Source organism: Klebsiella sp. BIGb0407, from assembly GCF_024807845.1.
Lineage (GTDB): Bacteria > Pseudomonadota > Gammaproteobacteria > Enterobacterales > Enterobacteriaceae > JGM124.
Genome location: NZ_JANUEQ010000005.1, coordinates 15950 through 36449, shown reverse-complemented (window position 1 = coordinate 36449; position 20500 = coordinate 15950). Strand labels below are relative to the sequence as shown.

The window sequence follows — 20500 nt, the reverse complement described above, 5'->3', positions numbered from 1 at the left end:
CTAACCGGTAACTGAGTTAATTGGACTCTGTTTCCATTATTACATTCATTTGAAGCGTTTCAGTTCTTATTTTCATATTAATAAGACAATCTAGTGCAATTAATTGTAACCACACTGTTATTATGGCTTTGTTGATTATCACCACAGAGAGCAAAACGACAAGCTGTCGTGCATTGATCTAAAAGGACATTGTAATGAAAACTGCACTCTTCAAAACGCTTTATTTTCAGGTACTAATAGCGATTACGCTGGGTATTTTGTTAGGCCATTTTTATCCGGATCTCGGCGCTCAAATGAAACCCTTGGGTGATGGATTCGTTAAGTTAATAAAAATGATTATTGCTCCGGTTATTTTCTGTACCGTCGTAACGGGTATTGCGGGTATGGAAAGCATGAAAGCGGTTGGCAGAACGGGCGGTATCGCACTGCTCTATTTTGAAGTGGTCAGTACTATTGCACTCATCATTGGCCTGGTGATAGTGAACGTCGTAAAACCCGGAGCCGGAATGAATATTGACCCGGCAACCCTCGATACTAAAGCGGTGGCCGTTTACGCAGAGCAGGCCTCTCAACAAGGGATTATCCCCTTTATACTCGATATTATTCCCGGTAGCGTCATTGGTGCTTTTGCCAGCGGCAATATTTTACAAGTACTGATGTTTGCCGTCCTGTTTGGTTTCGCCCTGCATCATTTGGGTGAAAAAGGTCAGCTTATCTTCAATGTTATCGAAAGTTTCTCTCGGGTTATCTTCGGTATTATCAATATGATTATGCGCCTGGCACCTATTGGTGCATTTGGTGCCATGGCCTTTACGATAGGTAAATATGGCGTAGGCAGCCTGGTTCAACTGGGCCAGTTGATTATTTGCTTCTATATTACCTGTGTCCTGTTTGTCGTGGTCATTCTTGGTTCTATCGCGAGATATACGGGTTTCAATATATTCAAATTCATTCGTTATATAAAAGAAGAGTTACTTATCGTATTAGGAACATCCTCTTCAGAGTCCGTGTTACCGCGTATGCTAGAAAAGATGGAGAAAGCGGGATGTAATAAGTCTGTAGTCGGGTTGGTTATTCCGACCGGTTACTCATTTAACCTGGACGGGACCTCTATATATCTGACCATGGCAGCGATATTTATCGCACAGGCCACCAATACGCAGATGGATATTATTCATCAGGTCACCTTGCTCGTCGTACTCTTGCTCTCCTCAAAAGGCGCTGCAGGCGTCACTGGCAGCGGCTTTATTGTGCTGGCAGCAAGTATCTCTGCGGTCGGGCATTTACCCTTAGCAGGACTGGCATTGATTCTGGGTATCGACCGTTTTATGTCAGAAGCCCGCGCGTTAACTAACCTGGTGGGGAATGGCGTTGCCACTATTGTGGTCGCAAAATGGTGTAAGCAGTTGGATAACAATCAACTACAAGCAGCGCTATCAAATGAAACGCCCGCTGATGATGAAATTAAAAGCAGCTCATCAATGATGGCTGAACGCAGAAATAAATGATTTATCCTGCCAAAACTTCTGGCAAAGAAACTAAGTAGCAAAATAATTTCATCATAAAAAAACCCAGTATGCTTTTTAAACAGCACCACTGGGTTTTCTTACTTCAGAACGACTCTGTTATGTTTAGCTACGCTAAACCTTACTCAACCGTCACTGATTTCGCCAGGTTACGTGGCTGGTCAACATCGGTGCCTTTGATCAAGGCAACATGGTAGGACAGTAGCTGTAATGGCACGGTATAGAAAATCGGTGCAATGACTTCTTCAACGTGCGGCATCTCGATGATGTGCATATTGTCGCTGCTGGTGAAATTTGCATCACGGTCAGCAAAGACATACAGCTCGCCGCCACGGGCACGGACTTCTTCGATGTTGGATTTCAGTTTTTCCAGCAGATCGTTATTAGGTGCAACGACAATGACTGGCATATCTGCATCAATCAGTGCCAGTGGACCATGTTTCAGTTCACCTGCGGCATAGGCTTCAGCATGAATATAGGAGATCTCTTTCAGCTTCAGAGCCCCTTCCATCGCAATCGGATACTGGTCGCCACGGCCAAGGAACAGCGCATGATGTTTATCAGAGAAGTTTTCTGCAAGAGCTTCAATGCGCTTGTCCTGAGACAGCATCTGCTCAATACGGCTTGGCAGAGCTTGCAGGCCATGAACAATTTCATGCTCAACGGACGCATCAACGCCTCTCAGACGGCCTATCTTCGCCACCAGCATCAGCAATACTGTCAGCTGGGTAGTAAAGGCTTTGGTTGAGGCCACGCCAATTTCAGTACCGGCGTTGGTCATCAATGCCAGGTCTGACTCACGTACCAGAGAAGAACCCGCTACGTTACATACTGCCAGTGAACCAAGGTATCCCAGTTCTTTAGCCAGACGTAAGGCCGCCAGGGTATCTGCTGTTTCGCCAGACTGAGAAAGCGTAATAATCAGGCTGTTACGGCGTACAGCAGACTTGCGATAGCGGAATTCAGAAGCTATCTCAACGTCACAAGGAATACCTGCCAGTGACTCAAACCAGTAACGTGAAACCATACCGGAGTTATAAGAGGTTCCGCAGGCAACAATTTGAATATGTTCAACCTGAGCCAGCAGCTCATTGGCTTTTGGTCCCAGCTCGCTTAAATCAACTTCACCGTGGCTGATACGCCCGGTAAGGGTATTTTTGATGGCGTTAGGCTGCTCGTAAATCTCTTTTTGCATGTAGTGGCGGTAGATACCTTTATCACCCGCGTCATACTGCAAATTAGACTCGATATCCGGACGTTGAACTTCTTCACCCTGGTTATCAAAAATAGTCACATGACGACGGGTGACTTCAGCGATATCGCCTTCTTCAAGGAAGATAAAGCGACGGGTCACCGGCAGTAATGCCAGCTGATCGGAAGCAATAAAGTTTTCACCAACGCCAAGGCCGATAACCATCGGGCTACCTGAACGTGCCGCTAACAGTACATGAGGATCACGTGAGTCGAGGATAACTGTACCGTAAGCACCACGTAATTGTGGAATGGTACGGAGTACCGCTTCACGCAAAGTACCGCCCTGCTCAAGCTCCCAATGAACTAAGTGAGCAATCACTTCGGTATCAGTTTCTGAGGCAAAGATATAGCCACGCTCTTTCAGAAGCTCGCGTAACGGCTCATAGTTTTCAATGATACCGTTATGAACTACCGCAATCGGGCCTGAAACATGTGGGTGAGCATTCGCTTCGGAAGGTTCACCATGGGTTGCCCAGCGAGTATGTGCAATACCAATTCCGCCGTTCAGCGCAGTTTCTGCTGCCGCTTCTGCCAGATTATGTACTTTACCCAGACGACGTAAACGCGTCATCTTTCCTGCATCATCGACTACGGCAAGACCTGCTGAGTCATATCCACGGTATTCCAGACGACGAAGACCTTCGATCAAAATTTCTGAGATATCACGCTGCGCTACTGCGCCAACAATTCCACACATAAGTTGTAAGTCCTGATAATGACGTTTCCGTCATAGGTTGTTGTCGCTTGACCTGCATATTCCGGTATTCCCGGACCCCGAGCCTTGTAGAGAGTGGGGTTATTATTTTTACTGCTGGCGGAACGGGCCATTTTCGAGAACAGCCTTCATTCCTGACTCCTGCCTGAACAGCAGGAGAATATAAAAAACCTATTTCTTTTTGACCGGACGCCGCCAGTCACGATTCTGACTTTGTGTTACCCGACTGATAACCAGTCCAGGTTCATAAACATCACGGGTAACCGTGGTACCGGCAGCAATAGTCACACCATCAGCCACACTGACTGGCGCAACCAGCTGAGTATCAGAGCCGACAAAGACGTCATTACCAATCACGGTTTTATGCTTATTCGCACCATCGTAGTTACAGGTGATAGTTCCGGCACCGATATTAACGTTATCGCCAATTTCAGCATCACCGAGATAGCTCAGGTGACCTGCTTTAGATCCTTTACCCAGGCGCGCTTTTTTCATTTCGACAAAGTTACCAACATGGGCACCTTCAGCCAGCTCAGCACCCGGGCGCAGACGCGCAAATGGGCCGATAGTACAGGAGGCTTCAAGTCGAGCATCTTCAACCACGCTGTACGGGCTGATTTCACAGTCGTCGCCAATCACTGCATTTTTTATCACGCAGCCAGTGCCAATTTTCACACGATTACCCAGCACAACTTTGCCTTCGATAATCACGTTAGTATCGATATCAACATCAAGTCCGTGAGTCAGTTCGCCGCGTAAATCAAAACGTGCCGGGTCGCGTAACATCACCCCAGCCAGCAGCAGTTTTTCTGCTTGCTCAGTCTGATAAACACGTTCCAGTCTTGCCAGTTGCAGACGATTATTCACCCCTTCCATTTCACTCAGTCGCTGTGGATGAACGGTGGTGATTTCATGTCCTTCCTGATGAGCGAGAGCGATAATATCGGTGATATAGAATTCACCCTGGGCGTTATTGTTATCAAGATTTGCTAACCAACGCTTCAGATCTGCGCCATTGGCAACCAGAATACCGGTATTAATCTCGGTAATTTTGCGCTGCTCTTCGCTGGCATCTTTTTGTTCGACAATACCAACAACTTTGCCATTTTCACGGGCAATACGGCCATAACCGGTTGGATCATCAAGCACTGCGGTCAGCAGTCCAATACCACCCGCAGGTTTGACTTCACGCAGACGTTCGAGCGTTTCCACAGCAATGAGCGGAACGTCACCGTAGAGCATCAGAATATCTTCGTCATCAGCAAAATAAGGAGCAGCCATTTGCATTGCATGGCCGGTACCAAGCTGTTCGGCCTGTAATACCCAATTCAGTGACTCATTATTCAGAGTTTGCTTTAACAGGTATCCACCATGGCCATAGACCAGGTTCACATGCTGCGCCCCTAGTTTTTTTGCCGCATCAATAACATGCTGCACCATTGGTTTCCCTGCCAAGGTATGAAGTACTTTGGGAAGGTCGGAATACATGCGGGTTCCTTTGCCTGCGGCAAGAATAACCACGCTCATTGCACTGTTTGCCATACGTATCCTGAATCTGTTTAGTGAAGGAAGTTAAGCTATTTAGCGTTGAAAAATCTACATATTTTGCACTGAAAAATGTATAACCAGAAAAATCTGTGATAGAGGAATATTTTACCCCATTATTACCGCATTTATCATGACATACGGAGTAACAGACACAAAATAAGCTAATGATCTCACAAGAAAGAACACTATCCATATGATTTATATATTATTTAACATTGTAAATAAAGATATTAACTCCCCAAAGAAAGCTTAAATCACATCCTCCTTCATATCAAATTGTATATTTTATCATTCATCCCTGCATTTTCAGCAATCGACTTCAATTAAATACTATGGCTAATATAAAGCGTAGCGACAACATCGCTATTTAGAAAAATCGTGATTTACGGATAATAATTTATTATCAGTTAAATATTTCTAACATAGATATTAATGACTTGGAAAATACGTTTATATCGCCAGTACTGAGAATATCGAGCATCGAATATATCTGCTATTTTTCAAAAATGCATACCCTTGGAAATATAACATTAAATCTGTATCACGTCTAAAAATACTACAGTAAAAACAGGAGAGTAAATATGTCATTACAATCCCCATTTTTACCACAGGTACAAGATGGAGCGGTTCAGCAAGCTGAGGTGGAAAATGGTTTAATTGTTCAAATACCTCGATATGATAATACAAAGACAGATGATATGGTTTTTATTATGCTGAATAATTCTCCAGTCGGAATAGTATCCGTTACTGATATATCCGAATTTCCATTAGAGTATACCATCAACAGAAAATTTACGATAAATAATAAGAATTCTGTTTATTACGTTATTCATGATGAATTATCTCCATCAGCAGAGTTTACCGTCATAGATTTCACTATAAGTATAACAGCCACATCAGGCGCTGCTGCAGATGGTGTCAGTACAAACCAGGTTGAAGTATCAATTGATACTAATGGCAATCCTGGCAGTGGAAACAGTATATTGCTGACAATTGTTGGGTCATCCGCTCTCAAGAAAAAACCAGCCATTTTCGATAATGAATCACCCATTTTCAGTAATGGAAAAAATACAATTTTAGTTACAACTGATGAATCCGATAAAGCAACAGCAGACTTTTCAAGTTTGATACCAGGAAATGTCATTATTGTGGCAACCTTTCAACAAAAAATGGTAGGAACGATATCATCATTTGTCAGTACTAATGCTATTGATTATCCAAAGTTACTCGGTACTCACGATGTTCTTTGTAAAGGCTATGTGCCTATAACTGATTTTTTATTGAATACTTACTTAACCGTGGGGCATGAATATAAACTTATTCTTTCTAGCCCAATTCAAAATAATCTTGCATGTACTAATCTCTATAGCTTTAATCCTTTAGGATATTGCGATTCAGATTTAATCAATAACTTCGAATTTTATGGTAAAGGATTAGAGCACTTTAGCGTGCTGACTTCAGGTTCAGCAGCAAAATTTAGTGCTTATCGTTACGGCTCATTTAATCCTGGTGTAGAAATAAACATTACCGTTGAAATATGGGATTATGGAGATAAAAAATCCTGATTATATTTAATTAATATCGTGTTTTCTTTGACTAGTTCCGGTATAGGTTGACACTCGTTTGTCTTAAAACGCCCGATGAACTTCATCGGGTATTTTGATAACAATCATATCCATCTGTCATCAAACAGGTCACTCCATGACGTTGATGCAGCTCCTGATATTCTGCTGCACAGTACTGAAGACCACGATATGAGTGATGTATCAGCTGAGATGTCCCCTCTCTACCCGACAGAGCCATCCTGAAGGCTTTTGCTACATTGCTCGTATGTAAGCTCTCATGCACATGATATCCCACTGATTCAAATGAATATGCATTCAAAAACTCCCGGCGAAATGAACCAGTAAGTCAGTAAAAGATATCCATTCCCAAAACACCGCTTAAATCAGTCTCTTTTTTGGGATCAACTTCATTATAAACAAAGTGTTACTTTCTCATTTATTAGGGTTAAATCACATACGCTTTCATATCAAATTGTATATTTTGTCATTCATCACTGCATTTTCAGCAATCGACACCAATTAAATACTATGGCTAATATAAAGCGTCGCGACAACATAGCTATTTAAAACAGCTGTGATTTTCGGATAATAATTAATTATTAGTTAAACATCTCTGACACAGGTATTAATGATTTGAAAAATACGTTTATATCGCCAGTGATGAAAATATCGTGCACCGAAGATATCCGCTATTTTTCAAGAATTAACATACCTGGAAATACAACATTAAATCTGTATCACATCTATAAATATCACAGTAAAAACAGGAGAGTAAAAATGTCATTACAAGCCCCGATTTTACCACAGGTACAAGATGGCAACGTTCATAAAGCTGAGGTGGAAAATGGCTTAATTATTCAAATACCTCAATATGATAATGCAAAGACAGATGACATGGCTTTTATTATGCTGAATGATTCTCCAGTTGGAGCAGTATCCGTTACTGATGTAGCTGCATTCCCATTAGAGTATACCATCAACAGGGAATTTACGATAAATGAGAAAAATTCTGTTTATTACGTTATTAATGATGAATTATCCCCATCAGCAGAGTTTACCGTTATAGGTTTCACTATAAGTATAACAGCCACATCAGGCGCTGCTGCAAATGGTGTCAGTACAAACCAGGTAGAAGTATCAATTGATAATAATGATAATCCTGGCAGTGAAGATAGTGTATTACTGACAATTGTTGGGTCATCCGCCCTCAAGAGAAAACCAGCCATTTTCGATAATGAATCACCCATTTTCAGTAATAGAAAAAATTCAATTTTGGTTACAACTGATAAATCTGGTAAAGCAACAGCTGTATTTACAAGTTTGACACCAGGAAATGTTATTATCGTGGCAACCTTTCAACAAAAAATAGTAGGAACGATATCATCATTTGTTGATGCTACTGATTCTTACCCTAAATTATTGGGCGTTACAGAGGCCGTGGCTACCCCATTCATATCAATTGCTGATTTTTTACCTAAAATTTACTTAACCGCAGGACATGAATATAAAGCTGTATTCTCTCCGCCAATTCCACATTTATTTGAATGCAATAAAAAGATGGTTTATTCACATATTGATAGAATATGCACTTTAGATCATCCCGATAGTTTCCATTTTTATGACGAAGGAATGGATCACTTTACAGTACTCGAATCAGATTTTGGTGATAATCTATATACTTCTCGTTACGGATTTACTGGTGATCTTGGAAGTATAACAATAAAAGCTGAAATCTGGGACTATGGCGAAAGCGAACATTAATATTTAAAATATCTATGATTCAAGGAGGATATAATTTAATTACATCTTTCTTGAGTCATCCTTTGTTAACACAAACAAATGATGATTCATATGGTCTTCATCGTTAATGAGATGAAGGATATCACTTGGTAATAAAAGATGATTAGTCGAAGATGGCTCACTACTGAGAACATCAAGACCAACATCCACCAGTCGCCTATTTTTCTGTGTATCGGCTAATACCCGACTCATCAGGTAATCCCCCTTTAGTACCAAAAGCCACATTAATGAAATCCGAATAACCGCACCACTGACGGCGATGGTGACATGTTCTTTACCCGGTTCAGTACTGAGGGCATCCCATGCTCCTAAGACACGCTGGTGATAGCTGCGTTGCGGCCTGTCGGGCGCTGAAAATACTCGCTGATAAAGTGACAGAAAAAACAGCCCAGGACTGGGAAAAGATTAGCAAGTTTTCACACCAGCATTTTGAAGAGATGAAACAGCTCATGATTGCTAACGATGCTTCAGTACTCGACTAACTATCGCAAGTAAATATAGAGCTAAAAAAAATGCCAGCCGATTAGGCTGGCATTTATCTTTCAAGCAAATCGTTACATCAGCTTTTTGGTTAACTCGATAACTCGCAGTTTTGCGATCGCTTTAGCCAGTTCAGCAGAAGCCTGAGCGTAGTCAACGTCACCGTGAGAGCCATGGATGTTTTCTTCCGCTTGACGTTTCGCTTCCAGGGCCCGAGCTTCGTCGAGATCCTGTCCGCGAATTGCGGTATCAGCCAGAACAATAACGTTATTTGGCTGAACTTCTAACACACCACCGGACAAATAGATGAACTCTTCTTGTCCGTTCTCTTTCACAATGCGGATCATACCAGGCTTAATGGCGGTGAGCAGCGGCGTATGACCAGGGAAAATACCCAGCTCACCTTCGCTACCTGTTACCTGGATCTTTTCGACTGCGCCGGAGAACAAGCGTTGCTCCGCGCTGACGACATCCAGGTGATAAGTCGTTGCCATATCACCCTCCGATTAAGGCGTTAAAGTTTCTTAGCTTTCTCAACGACTTCGTCGATGGAGCCAACCATATAGAACGCCTGCTCTGGCAGATGGTCGTATTCACCGTCCATAATGCCTTTAAAGCCACGGATGGTATCTTTCAGAGAAACATACTTGCCCGGAGAACCCGTAAAGACTTCTGCTACGAAGAATGGCTGAGACAGGAAGCGCTGAATCTTACGCGCACGTGCTACAACCAGTTTGTCTTCTTCTGAAAGCTCGTCCATCCCGAGGATAGCGATGATGTCTTTCAGTTCCTGGTAACGTTGCAGAATAGACTGCACGCCACGCGCGACGTCGTAGTGTTCCTGGCCCACAACCAGTGGATCCAGCTGACGGCTGGTTGAGTCCAGCGGGTCTACTGCCGGGTAGATACCCAGAGAAGCAATCTGACGGCTCAGTACCACTGTTGCATCAAGGTGAGCAAAGGTGGTGGCTGGTGATGGGTCAGTCAAGTCATCCGCAGGTACGTATACCGCTTGAACAGAAGTGATTGAGCCAGTCTTGGTGGAGGTAATACGCTCCTGCAAGACACCCATCTCTTCTGCCAGAGTTGGCTGATAACCTACCGCTGAAGGCATACGACCCAGCAGAGCTGATACTTCAGTACCGGCCAGGGTATAACGATAGATGTTATCGACGAACAGCAGAACGTCACGGCCTTCATCACGGAACTTCTCCGCCATGGTCAGACCGGTCAGCGCAACGCGCAGACGGTTACCTGGTGGCTCGTTCATCTGACCGTATACCAGAGATACTTTATCCAGTACGTTCGAGTCATTCATTTCGTGGTAGAAGTCGTTACCTTCACGAGTACGCTCACCAACACCGGCAAATACAGAATAACCAGAGTGTTCGATTGCGATGTTACGGATAAGCTCCATCATGTTAACGGTCTTACCAACACCCGCACCACCGAACAGACCAACTTTACCGCCTTTAGCAAACGGACACATCAGGTCGATAACTTTGATACCGGTTTCCAGCAAGTCCTGAGAACTAGCCAGTTCTTCATAGCTTGGTGCCGGACGGTGAATAGCCCAACGCTCTTCTTCACCGATGTCGCCTTTCATATCGATAGGCTCACCCAGAACGTTCATGATACGTCCCAGAGTCGCTTTACCAACAGGTACTTCAATCGGGTGTTGCAGGTTAGTCACGACCAGGCTGCGACGCAGGCCATCGGAAGAACCCATTGCGATGGTACGAACGACACCGCCACCAAGCTGTTGCTGAACTTCCAGCACCAGACGCTCATTACCATTTGTCACCTCAAGGGCGTCGTACACTTTAGGTACGGCATCCTGAGGAAACTCGACGTCCACTACGGCGCCGATTACCTGGATAATCTTTCCAGTAGCCATCTTGTTGAATCCTCTACGTAATTCGTAAACCTGGTTATACCGCGGACGCGCCACCGACGATTTCGGTGAGTTCCTGAGTAATGCTGGCCTGACGTGCTTTGTTGTAAACCAACTGCAGCTCTTTAATCAGGCTGCCGCCGTTATCGGTAGCGGCTTTCATCGCCACCATTCGTGCGGCTTGCTCGCTGGCCAGGTTTTCTACAACGCCCTGATAAACCTGAGATTCCACATAACGACGCAGCAGGGTATCCAACAGCGCTTTAGGATCAGGTTCATACAGATAATCCCAGGTTTTCTTCTCCAGCTCACCTTCGCCTTCTGCCGGTGGTAATGGCAGTAGCTGAGTAATAGTTGGAGTCTGAGACATCGTGTTAATAAATTTGTTGTTGACAATATACAGCTTGTCCAGACGGCCTTCATCGTAGGCCTGCAACATCACTTTCACCGGGCCAATCAACTCGGACAGTGATGGCTTATCGCCCATACCTGTCACCTGAGCAACAATATTGCCGCCCACAGAGTTGAAGAAAGAGACGCCTTTAGAGCCGATCAGGGACATGTCACACTGAACGCCTTTGTCAGACCACTCTTTCATGTCAGACAGCAGCTTTTTGAACAGGTTAATGTTCAAGCCACCACACAGACCACGGTCAGTGGACACCACCAGGTAGCCCACGCGTTTAACTTCGCGTTCATCCAGGTATGGGTGTTTGTATTCAAGATTACCCAGAGCAAGATGACCAATCACTTTACGCATAGTGTCTGCGTAAGGACGGCTGGCTGCCATTCTTTCCTGCGATTTACGCATTTTAGAAGCGGCGACCATTTCCATTGCTTTGGTGATCTTCTGCGTGTTCTGGACGCTTGCGATCTTACTACGTATCTCTTTTGCGCCGGCCATGACCTTCTCCTCAATGCCTTGCGGCTTGCCCTAAGACAAGCCGCAAGATTTTACCAGGTCTGAGTTGCTTTGAAGGAATCGAGGATGCCTTTCAGCTTGCCTTCGATTTCGTCATTATAGCCACCAGTTTGGTTGATTTCTTGCATCAATGGAGCATGGTCACGGTCAACGTAAGCCATCAGAGCAGCTTCGAAGTCACCAATTTTTACCAGCTCGATATCTTCGAGATAACCACGTTCAGCGGCGAACAGAACCAGAGACTGCTGCGCAACAGACATTGGCGCATACTGCTTCTGCTTCAGAAGCTCGGTCACTTTCTGACCGTGGTTCAGCTGCTTACGAGTTACATCGTCAAGATCTGATGCAAACTGGGAGAACGCTGCCAGTTCACGATACTGTGCCAGAGCAGTACGAATACCACCGGACAGTTTTTTCATGATCTTAGTCTGAGCGGCACCACCAACACGGGATACAGAGATACCCGGGTTAACAGCAGGACGAATACCGGCGTTAAACAGGTTAGATTCCAGGAAGATCTGACCATCTGTAATCGAGATTACGTTGGTCGGAACGAACGCTGAAACGTCACCCGCTTGCGTTTCGATGATCGGTAATGCAGTCAGAGAGCCCGTTTTACCTTTAACTTCACCCTTAGTGAAAGCTTCAACGTACTCGGCGTTAACACGCGCAGCACGTTCCAGCAAACGAGAGTGGAGATAGAAAACGTCGCCAGGGAATGCTTCACGACCTGGTGGACGGCGAAGCAACAGAGAAATCTGGCGGTAAGCAACAGCCTGCTTGGACAGGTCATCATAAACAATCAGTGCATCTTCGCCGCGGTCGCGGAAGTATTCACCCATTGCACAACCGGCATATGGCGCCAGGTATTGGAGTGCAGCAGATTCAGACGCCGTCGCAACAACTACGATGGTGTTAGCCAGTGCGCCATGTTCTTCCAGCTTACGTACCACGTTTGAGATGGTAGAAGCTTTCTGACCGATAGCAACATAGATACATTTGATACCAGAGTCGCGCTGATTGATGATGGCATCGATTGCCAGAGCTGTTTTACCAGTCTGACGGTCACCGATAACCAGCTCACGCTGACCACGGCCGATTGGAATCATCGCATCGACAGACTTATAACCAGTCTGTACAGGCTGATCGACTGATTGACGCTCGATAACACCAGGTGCGATAGCTTCAACAGCGGCGAAGCCGTCGTGATCTAAAGCGCCTTTGCCATCGATAGGTGCACCCAGGGTGTTCACCACGCGGCCTAACAGACCACGGCCAACCGGTACTTCAAGAATACGGCCAGTACACTTCACTTTCATGCCTTCGGCAAGATCGGTATACGGGCCCATAACTACTGCACCAACCGAGTCGCGCTCAAGGTTAAGTGCAATAGCGTAACGGTTGCCTGGCAGGGCGATCATCTCGCCCAGCATTACATCGGCCAGACCGTGTACACGGATAATACCGTCACTTACAGAAACGATAGTACCTTCGTTATGAGCTTCACTCACAACATTGAACTGAGCGATACGCTGCTTGATCAGTTCGCTGATTTCGGTGGAATTCAGTTGCATATGCTCCAGTTTCCTTAAGACTGCAAGACGTCTGCCAGGCGATCAAGACGGCCGCGTACGCTACCATCAATGACCATATCACCCGCACGGATGACAACACCTGCCATTACAGACTTATCAATTTTGCAATTCAGCTTAACTTTGCGTGACAGACGTTTTTCCATCGCGGCGCTGATTTTCGAAAGCTGAGTATCACTCAACGTACTGGCCGAAGTCACTTCGACTTCAACCGTGGCCTCAAGAGCCTCACGTAGTTGAACAAACTGCTTAAGAACGTCAGGAAGCACCTTCAAACGACCATTTTCAGCCATAACCCGAATCAGGTTCTGACCATTGGCGTCCAGTTGCTCACCACAGATAGAGATAAACGACTTTGAGAGCGTTTCTGGTGCTAAAGCACCAGACAAGAGCTCTGTCATATGTTCATTTTCGGCAACTTCAGCAGCAAAAGCCAGCATATGCTGCCAGGCTTCTACGCTGTTGTGCTCGACGGCAAAGTCAAAAGCTGCTTTGGCGTAGGGGCGAGCTACAGTAACAAATTCAGACATCAGCCCCTCCCTCCTTACAGTTCAGCGACCAGTTTATCGACGATGTCGCTGTTAGCAGCTTCATCAACGGAACGTTCGATTATCTTCTCGGCGCCGGCTAAAGCCAGCAGAGCCACTTGCTTACGCAGTTCTTCGCGAACGCGTGAACGTTCTGCATCGATTTCTGCCTGAGCCTGTGCAACGATTTTAGCCCGTTCCTGCTCTGCTTCAGTTTTCGCTTCATCAAGGATTTGAGCACGGCGTTTGTTCGCCTGATCAATAATCACCTGAGCATCAACTTTTGCTTGTTTCAGCTGGTCGGTCGCGCTGGCCTGTGCAAGGTCAAGGTCCTTTTTAGCTCGTTCTGCAGAAGAAAGACCGTCAGCAATTTCTTTTTGACGTTTTTCAATGGCAGCGATTAACGGCGGCCATACGTACTTCATGCAGAACAGAACAAACAGGACAAACGCGATAGCCTGGCCGAGGATTGTTGCGTTAAGATTCACAGCACAATGCCTCTTTCATTAGTTAACGTTTGATATTGCTTTAATTTAATTAAAAGCAACGTTCACTACGCGACAGCAAACATCACGTACAGTCCCAGACCTACAGCGATCATAGGGATAGCATCCACCAGACCCATTACGATAAAGAACTGAGTACGCAGAAGTGGAATCAAGTCCGGCTGGCGAGCTGCGCCTTCCAGGAATTTTCCTCCGAGGATGCCGATACCGATTGCAGCACCGATTGCCGCTAATCCCATCATAATAGCGGCAGCCATGTACAGCAGATCCATATTCAGGTTTTCCATGACAGTCTCCAATTTATTTCAGTTAAAACGAACGTAGTGTGGATAAAATTAATGCTCTTCAGACGCCATCGACAGATAGACTATCGTCAGAACCATGAAAATGAAGGCTTGCAATGTAATGATCAGGATGTGGAAAATGGCCCACGGCACATTCAGAAGCCACTGTGACCACCACGGCAACAAGCCAGCAATCAGAATGAAAATCAACTCACCGGCATACATGTTACCGAACAGTCGCAAACCTAGTGAAATAGGTTTAGACAACAGGCTTACCCCTTCAAGGATTAAGTTGACAGGAATTAATGCCCAGTGGTTGAACGGCTGCAGCGTCAGCTCTTTCGTGAAGCCGCCAATGCCTTTCATTTTGATGCTGTAGAATAGAATCAGGATAAACACGCCCAATGCCATGGAGAGTGTGACGTTCACATCCGCAGAAGGAACAACACGCAATGCAGGCAATCCGAAGACGTGCTCACCAAGCATTGGCAGCAAGTCGACCGGGATAAGGTCCATCAAGTTCATCAGGAAGACCCAAACGAAAATCGTCAGAGCCAGGGGAGCGATAACTTTGCTTTTGCCATGGTACATGTCTTTGACATTACCATTAACAAAGCCAATCACCAGCTCGATTGCCGTTTGGAATTTGCCCGGAACACCGCTGGTTGCTGTTTTAGCAACTTTACGGAATATCATCAGGAACAACAGACCCAGAACAACAGAGAAAAACATGGAGTCTAAATTGAGTGTCCAGAATGTGGCCGGGGCGTTATGCGGATCCACCAGCGAAAAAGTACGCAGGTCCAACTGAAGATGCGTCAGGTGGTGACCTATATACTCCTGCGGTGTAGAGATTTCTCCTGCAGACATTACTCTTACCCTTTGTTGTTAATTACAGCTGGTGCGAGTATCTGCACAACCAGCACCGAAACCCAAGTGACTATTAGCGGCAATAAGACCGCTTTAAAGTATGCCAGCGCCAAAACCAGAATGGCAAAGGTCACTAACATCTTAACGACTTCACCCAGAGCGAATGACCAGGCTATACGTCCCTTACTGGGTGTATGCACCTGATGACGCCAGGCAAAAAAAGCAAATAATGCATTTGGCAACCAGACTGCCATACCCCCACCAACTGCTGAGGCGCCCCAAGCTGGGTCTTTAAAGTAAAACAGCAATCCTAAAACCATCATTACTACAAACTGCAGGGATAGAAGCTTACGAGCAACATTTCCACTGTAAAGCGACGCTGACATGAGTTTCTCTACTCCTGTTTCCGTTGAGGAAGGTCGCGGGCTGTAATAAGACTGTCTTTGCGACCGAGAGTCAAGCCTCAAAAAGCGAGCAAATTATACGGTGCGGCCCAGTGATTTCAAACAATAAGTAGCGAAAAGATGAACAAATATTTAAATAATTATCTACACGCTGTTTTTATAACTTTTAATAAACCGTTCAAGGTACCTGACGCAGGTCAAATAACTGAAAATCGCTTGCAACAAAACGTGCATCCGATCACAAATCCCGTATTTTACTGAGATCGCTTTTTTCATCGACACTGAAAGCTAAAAACATAACATAATGATTAATATAAACTAATTAAAGCAACCTTATTAAAACAACCCAGATACACAAAAAAACCTTTATTTGACATTCTCGTTAAAGTTTTAACATCTCCGCAATCTGTGATTTTGCTTATCTTTAGGTTGGTTATATTTAAAATGATAATTATAACCCATGAAACTAATTGCCTGATGTTATTATTTATCGATCGCAAAGTTAATTATTTGTTAAATGGCAGAGCATCTGTCAATATCACCCTGCCATTCTGTTAACTTTTTAAAATCGCTATCAATCACTCAATTTTTTGATAAGGATTAATATTTAACGCACTTAATGCGAACTAAATGACGCTCACCTTCCAAATTTTTCACCGTCAGTCTGACAATATCTTCGACAGCAAACTGCTCAGGCAAGGCGGCAATTTCATCATCAGGGCGAATTCCTTTTAGCGCATAGAAGCGACCAGACTCACCGGGCAGGTGCTGGCACCAGTTCACCATATCGGTGAGTGAGGCAAAAGCCCGACTGATGACACCATCAAAAGGAGGTTCTGCCGGGAAATCTTCGACGCGACTCTGGACGGGCGTGACATTATCCAGTTTGAGTTCATGTTTCACTTGATGCAAAAAGCGAATTCGTTTTCCCAGGCTGTCCAGTAAAGTAAAGTGCGCATCAGGACGTACGATTGCAAGTGGGATCCCCGGTAATCCCGGGCCGGTTCCGACATCGATAAAACGCCTCCCTTCCAGGTACGGCTCAACCACGATACTGTCGAGAATATGGCGTACCAGCATATCTTCCGGATTACGTACAGACGTGAGGTTGTAGGCCTTATTCCACTTATGCAGCAAAGCCACATAACCGACCAGTTGCCGTTGTTGGTTTTCAGGAAGCGTAATGCCTGCATCGTTGAGCAGACGAGATAATTTAGTCAGCACTTTTAAACCTATTAAAAAAGGCCAGGATGTCCTGGCCTGATATCAGTTCTGTTTACGCACTACGGCGTAGCAGCCCTTGCTTTTTTAGCCAGATAAGCAAAATCGAGATAGCTGCTGGTGTAATACCAGAGATCCTCGATGCCTGACCAATGGAGACTGGCTTATGATCGTTCAGCTTAGCTATCACTTCGTTGGATAACCCATTAACCTGCCGGTAGTCGAGAGTTTCAGGTAACAAGGTATTCTCATTACGCTGTTGTTTATTGATCTCGTCTTGCTGGCGAGCAATATAGCCTTCGTATTTTATCTGAATTTCTACTTGCTCAGCAGCCTGAATATCATCAAGTCCTGGTGCGAACGCAGATAGCGTAACCATCGACTGATAAGTCATTTCCGGACGACGCAGTAAATCTTCACCGTTAGCTTCGCGGGAAAGTGGTGCACTGAGCTGAGTATTCACTTCAGCAATACTTTCAGATTGCGGATGCAGCCAGATATCTTTCAGACGCTGACGTTCACGCTCGATCATTTCCAGCTTGTCGTTAAAGCGAGCCCAGCGAGCATCGTCCACCAGCCCTAATTCACGACCTGCTTCAGTCAAACGCAGATCCGCGTTGTCTTCACGCAGCATCAGTCGATATTCAGCGCGTGAGGTAAACATACGGTAAGGTTCTTTGGTTCCCAGAGTACAAAGATCGTCAACCAGTACGCCTAAGTAGGCCTGATCGCGGCGTGGCGACCAGCCTTCTTTTTCAGCGGAAGAACGCGCTGCGTTGAGACCTGCAAGCAAGCCCTGCGCACCGGCTTCTTCATAACCGGTGGTGCCGTTGATCTGTCCGGCAAAGAACAGTCCCTGGATATATTTACTTTCAAGCGTTGGCTTCAGATCGCGGGGATCGAAGAAGTCATACTCAATAGCATAGCCCGGACGAACGATCTTCGCATTTTCCATGCCATTCATCGATCGAACGATCTGCATCTGAACATCAAATGGCAAGCTGGTGGAGATACCATTTGGATAAATTTCGTTGCTGGTCAGGCCTTCTGGTTCAAGGAAAATCTGGTGTGCGTTACGATCGGCAAAACGCATCACTTTGTCTTCGATTGAAGGACAGTAACGTGGACCAATACCTTCGATTACGCCAGCATACATTGGGCTGCGATCGAGGTTATTACGGATAACTTCGTGCGTTCTTTCGTTGGTATGAGTGATATAGCAAGGTATTTGCGCCGGGTGCTGGCTCACATTGCCCATGAATGAAAATACCGGTAATTGCTCATCGCCGTGCTGCTTGTCCAGTACACTGAAATCAATGGTACGGGCATCAATACGTGGCGGGGTACCGGTTTTTAACCGACCCACACGGAGTGGCAGTTCACGTAAGCGACGTGATAGCGGGATCGAAGGCGGATCGCCTGCACGACCGCCGCTGTAGTTATCCATACCAATATGGATTTTACCGTCCAGGAAAGTCCCGACGGTAAGTACTACGGCTTTAGCACGGAACTTCAAACCCATTTGTGTGACGACACCGGTCACTTTGTCGTTCTCAACGATCAGATCTTCAACCGCTTGCTGGAAGATCATCAAATTAGGCTGGTTCTCAAGTGCGGTACGTACAGCCTGACGGTAGAGCACACGGTCAGCCTGAGCACGGGTCGCACGTACTGCCGGACCTTTACTGGCGTTTAGTATCCTAAACTGGATACCTGCACGGTCAATAGCCTGTGCCATTAAGCCACCCAATGCATCCACTTCTTTGACCAAGTGTCCTTTGCCAATACCACCAATAGCCGGATTGCAGGACATCTGCCCCAGTGTGTCGATATTGTGTGTCAGAAGCAGGGTCTGCTGACCCATACGAGCGGCAGCCATTGCCGCTTCTGTGCCTGCATGACCCCCGCCGATGATGATGACGTCAAAAGGATCTTGATAAAACATGGTAACTGCCTCGCGGTTTTGCGATGAGGGTTGTAACTGCCCGGGCTGAGGATTCTACTCAACTTTAGCCCCTGGAGGAAGTGGTGGGTGAGCCACTAATTAAAAGAAGATCTTTTTTATTTAAAGATCTCTTATTATGATCTCTTATTAGGATCGAGCACTTCTGTGGATAAGCCATTTTACTGCTTTCAGATCAACTGGATGAGAAGGATCATTAGCTGTTAATGATCGGTGATCCTGGACAGTATAAGCTGGGATCAAACTGCACACTTATGCACAGGGCAGAAAGTGAACAAGAGTTATACGTTGGATAACTACTGGTTATTACGAGGTTTCAAGCATAGTTATCCACATTCAAATGCGCGATCTTTACACAAAAGGGAGTAAATTTTTCCAGGAATCGAGCCAAATCTCGGCCGGATCTTCAGGAATGTCATGATCGAGGACGTTTATCTTCTCTATTTCACCGATCCGGACTGCACCACTTTCTGTTAAAAGGCGATCGATCTTCTCAATCGCTTCACAAAAAGTGTCATATTCTTTACTACCGATACCCATAGCCCCGTACTGAATACCACTCAGATCCGGTTTCTGCTCCTGGATTGCCTTATATAAAGGCAATAAGTTATCAGGAAGATCCCCGGCTCCATGAGTTGAAGAGACCACCAGCCAGAAACCTTCGGTCTGAAGATCTTCCAGCTGCGGACCATGCAGGGTGGTGGTGCTATGCCCCGCTTCTTCCAGCTTCTCAGCCAGATGTTCTGCTACATATTCTGCACTGCCAAGCGTACTGCCACTAATCAGAGTAATATCAGCCATGGTATCTCACCTTTTTCAATCGTCGGGCATTGTACGCTGTGAATGAGCAGGGATCTACCTGTGGATAATATGGGTATTAAAGATAATTGCTATGGCCGTATGGTGCGCATAATGGGGTTCTGCAGGGAGATCAAGGTTTCAGTGGACTGAATTTCATCAATTGTTTGGATCTTGTTGATAAGTACCTGTTGCAGGGCATCAATCGATCGGCACATCACTTTAATAAAAATACTGTAATGCCCGGTGGTGTAATAGGCTTCTGTCACTTCATCAAGGCTCTCAAGTCTGGCCAGAGCTGAAGGGTAGTCTTTAGCACTCTTCAGTATGATGCCGATAAAGCAGCAGACGTCATACCCAAGCTGCTTAGGACTGATATCAATACGGGCTCCGGTAATAATTCCAGCCTGTTTCATTTTCTCGACACGTACATGAATGGTACCGGGGCTTACTTCGAACTGTTTCGCTAATTCAGCATAAGCCGTTCGGGCATTTTCCATTAAAGCTTCAAGTATCCCGCGATCGAGATTATCGATTTGATAATTATTCATCGTTTTTTCCTATGATAAATACGGATTTGTCATTTTTTATACCCTTAAATTATCGAATTAAAAAGCCTTTGGCCTTTTTT

General features: G+C 45.3%; 19 protein-coding genes and 1 pseudogene. 4 read left to right on the top strand and 16 right to left on the bottom strand.

The annotated features are described in order from the left end of the window. Nucleotides 1-194: 194 nt before the first annotated feature. Nucleotides 195-1508: a dicarboxylate/amino acid:cation symporter gene (locus tag M2387_RS15445; RefSeq protein ID WP_259050655.1), complete on the top strand. Its 1314-nt coding sequence runs from the start codon at nt 195-197 to the stop codon at nt 1506-1508. A gap of 139 nt (nt 1509-1647) precedes the next feature. Here M2387_RS15445 and glmS read toward each other — a convergent pair whose 3' ends face one another. Next, nucleotides 1648-3477: a glutamine--fructose-6-phosphate transaminase (isomerizing) gene (glmS, locus tag M2387_RS15440; protein ID WP_259050654.1), complete on the bottom strand. Its 1830-nt coding sequence runs from the start codon at nt 3475-3477 to the stop codon at nt 1648-1650. A 189-nt stretch (nt 3478-3666) separates the two neighbouring features. Next, a complete protein-coding gene (glmU, locus tag M2387_RS15435; RefSeq protein WP_259050651.1) occupies nt 3667-5037 on the bottom strand; it encodes a bifunctional UDP-N-acetylglucosamine diphosphorylase/glucosamine-1-phosphate N-acetyltransferase GlmU in 1371 nt (456 codons plus the stop codon). A 587-nt stretch (nt 5038-5624) separates the two neighbouring features. On the opposite strand from glmU, the gene M2387_RS15430 reads away from it, so the two are divergent. Next, nucleotides 5625-6608: an Ig-like domain-containing protein gene (locus M2387_RS15430; protein WP_259050649.1), complete on the top strand. Its 984-nt coding sequence runs from the start codon at nt 5625-5627 to the stop codon at nt 6606-6608. A 91-nt stretch (nt 6609-6699) separates the two neighbouring features. On the opposite strand, the pseudogene M2387_RS15425 reads toward M2387_RS15430, so the two are convergent. Continuing rightward, nucleotides 6700-6924, bottom strand: a pseudogene (locus M2387_RS15425) (IS3 family transposase); the annotation flags it as partial. A gap of 461 nt (nt 6925-7385) precedes the next feature. Between M2387_RS15425 and M2387_RS15420 the strand changes: the two are divergent. After that, nucleotides 7386-8369, top strand: a complete 984-nt coding sequence (locus tag M2387_RS15420; protein WP_259050648.1) for an Ig-like domain-containing protein — start codon at nt 7386-7388, stop codon at nt 8367-8369. Nucleotides 8370-8710: 341 nt separating this feature from the next. After that, on the top strand, nt 8711-8890 hold the full coding sequence (locus M2387_RS15415) for a hypothetical protein (RefSeq protein ID WP_259051160.1): 180 nt from the start codon (nt 8711-8713) through the stop codon (nt 8888-8890). 72 nt (nt 8891-8962) lie between these two features. Here the strand turns inward: M2387_RS15415 and M2387_RS15410 are convergent, their stop codons facing one another. The 13 genes from M2387_RS15410 to asnC form a co-directional block, all read right to left on the bottom strand. Further along, complete coding sequence (locus M2387_RS15410) at nt 8963-9382, bottom strand: F0F1 ATP synthase subunit epsilon (protein WP_259050647.1); 420 nt, start codon at nt 9380-9382, stop codon at nt 8963-8965. 20 nt (nt 9383-9402) lie between these two features. After that, nucleotides 9403-10785, bottom strand: a complete 1383-nt coding sequence (gene atpD / locus M2387_RS15405; RefSeq protein WP_259050645.1) for a F0F1 ATP synthase subunit beta — start codon at nt 10783-10785, stop codon at nt 9403-9405. A 34-nt stretch (nt 10786-10819) separates the two neighbouring features. After that, complete coding sequence (gene atpG, locus M2387_RS15400) at nt 10820-11686, bottom strand: F0F1 ATP synthase subunit gamma (RefSeq protein WP_259050643.1); 867 nt, start codon at nt 11684-11686, stop codon at nt 10820-10822. A gap of 50 nt (nt 11687-11736) precedes the next feature. Then, nucleotides 11737-13278: a F0F1 ATP synthase subunit alpha gene (gene atpA / locus M2387_RS15395; protein ID WP_259050640.1), complete on the bottom strand. Its 1542-nt coding sequence runs from the start codon at nt 13276-13278 to the stop codon at nt 11737-11739. 14 nt (nt 13279-13292) lie between these two features. Continuing rightward, nucleotides 13293-13826: a F0F1 ATP synthase subunit delta gene (gene atpH / locus M2387_RS15390; RefSeq protein WP_259050639.1), complete on the bottom strand. Its 534-nt coding sequence runs from the start codon at nt 13824-13826 to the stop codon at nt 13293-13295. A 14-nt stretch (nt 13827-13840) separates the two neighbouring features. Then, nucleotides 13841-14311, bottom strand: coding sequence for a F0F1 ATP synthase subunit B (gene atpF / locus M2387_RS15385; RefSeq protein ID WP_259050637.1), 471 nt, complete (start codon nt 14309-14311; stop codon nt 13841-13843). Nucleotides 14312-14376: 65 nt separating this feature from the next. Beyond that, nucleotides 14377-14616 carry a F0F1 ATP synthase subunit C gene (gene atpE / locus M2387_RS15380; protein ID WP_004393045.1) on the bottom strand — a complete coding sequence of 80 codons (240 nt, stop codon included), beginning with the start codon at nt 14614-14616 and terminating at the stop codon, nt 14377-14379. A 48-nt stretch (nt 14617-14664) separates the two neighbouring features. Then, the gene (atpB, locus tag M2387_RS15375; RefSeq protein ID WP_259050635.1) at nt 14665-15483 is read right to left on the bottom strand and encodes a F0F1 ATP synthase subunit A; all 819 of its coding nucleotides are present in this window, start codon (nt 15481-15483) and stop codon (nt 14665-14667) included. A 5-nt stretch (nt 15484-15488) separates the two neighbouring features. Next, nucleotides 15489-15869: a F0F1 ATP synthase subunit I gene (gene atpI / locus M2387_RS15370; RefSeq protein ID WP_259050633.1), complete on the bottom strand. Its 381-nt coding sequence runs from the start codon at nt 15867-15869 to the stop codon at nt 15489-15491. Nucleotides 15870-16487: 618 nt separating this feature from the next. Beyond that, nucleotides 16488-17111 (bottom strand): 16S rRNA (guanine(527)-N(7))-methyltransferase RsmG, encoded by a 624-nt coding sequence (gene rsmG / locus M2387_RS15365; protein ID WP_259050631.1) that lies wholly within the window; start codon nt 17109-17111, stop codon nt 16488-16490. 52 nt (nt 17112-17163) lie between these two features. Continuing rightward, a complete protein-coding gene (gene mnmG / locus M2387_RS15360; protein ID WP_259050625.1) occupies nt 17164-19053 on the bottom strand; it encodes a tRNA uridine-5-carboxymethylaminomethyl(34) synthesis enzyme MnmG in 1890 nt (629 codons plus the stop codon). A 369-nt stretch (nt 19054-19422) separates the two neighbouring features. Further along, on the bottom strand, nt 19423-19872 hold the full coding sequence (mioC, locus tag M2387_RS15355) for an FMN-binding protein MioC (RefSeq protein WP_259050623.1): 450 nt from the start codon (nt 19870-19872) through the stop codon (nt 19423-19425). Nucleotides 19873-19961: 89 nt separating this feature from the next. Next, complete coding sequence (gene asnC / locus M2387_RS15350; RefSeq protein ID WP_259050621.1) at nt 19962-20420, bottom strand: transcriptional regulator AsnC; 459 nt, start codon at nt 20418-20420, stop codon at nt 19962-19964. Nucleotides 20421-20500: the final 80 nt, after the last annotated feature.

Coding starts and splice junctions, on each gene's coding strand:
- M2387_RS15445 (WP_259050655.1), top strand. CDS start 195: ATGAAAACTGCACTCTTCAAAACGCTTTATTTTCAGGTACTAATAGCG.
- glmS (WP_259050654.1), bottom strand. CDS start 3,477: ATGTGTGGAATTGTTGGCGCAGTAGCGCAGCGTGATATCTCAGAAATT.
- glmU (WP_259050651.1), bottom strand. CDS start 5,037: ATGGCAAACAGTGCAATGAGCGTGGTTATTCTTGCCGCAGGCAAAGGA.
- M2387_RS15430 (WP_259050649.1), top strand. CDS start 5,625: ATGTCATTACAATCCCCATTTTTACCACAGGTACAAGATGGAGCGGTT.
- M2387_RS15420 (WP_259050648.1), top strand. CDS start 7,386: ATGTCATTACAAGCCCCGATTTTACCACAGGTACAAGATGGCAACGTT.
- M2387_RS15415 (WP_259051160.1), top strand. CDS start 8,711: ATGCTCCTAAGACACGCTGGTGATAGCTGCGTTGCGGCCTGTCGGGCG.
- M2387_RS15410 (WP_259050647.1), bottom strand. CDS start 9,382: ATGGCAACGACTTATCACCTGGATGTCGTCAGCGCGGAGCAACGCTTG.
- atpD (WP_259050645.1), bottom strand. CDS start 10,785: ATGGCTACTGGAAAGATTATCCAGGTAATCGGCGCCGTAGTGGACGTC.
- atpG (WP_259050643.1), bottom strand. CDS start 11,686: ATGGCCGGCGCAAAAGAGATACGTAGTAAGATCGCAAGCGTCCAGAAC.
- atpA (WP_259050640.1), bottom strand. CDS start 13,278: ATGCAACTGAATTCCACCGAAATCAGCGAACTGATCAAGCAGCGTATC.
- atpH (WP_259050639.1), bottom strand. CDS start 13,826: ATGTCTGAATTTGTTACTGTAGCTCGCCCCTACGCCAAAGCAGCTTTT.
- atpE (WP_004393045.1), bottom strand. CDS start 14,616: ATGGAAAACCTGAATATGGATCTGCTGTACATGGCTGCCGCTATTATG.
- atpB (WP_259050635.1), bottom strand. CDS start 15,483: ATGTCTGCAGGAGAAATCTCTACACCGCAGGAGTATATAGGTCACCAC.
- atpI (WP_259050633.1), bottom strand. CDS start 15,869: ATGTCAGCGTCGCTTTACAGTGGAAATGTTGCTCGTAAGCTTCTATCC.
- mnmG (WP_259050625.1), bottom strand. CDS start 19,053: ATGTTTTATCAAGATCCTTTTGACGTCATCATCATCGGCGGGGGTCAT.
- mioC (WP_259050623.1), bottom strand. CDS start 19,872: ATGGCTGATATTACTCTGATTAGTGGCAGTACGCTTGGCAGTGCAGAA.
- asnC (WP_259050621.1), bottom strand. CDS start 20,420: ATGAATAATTATCAAATCGATAATCTCGATCGCGGGATACTTGAAGCT.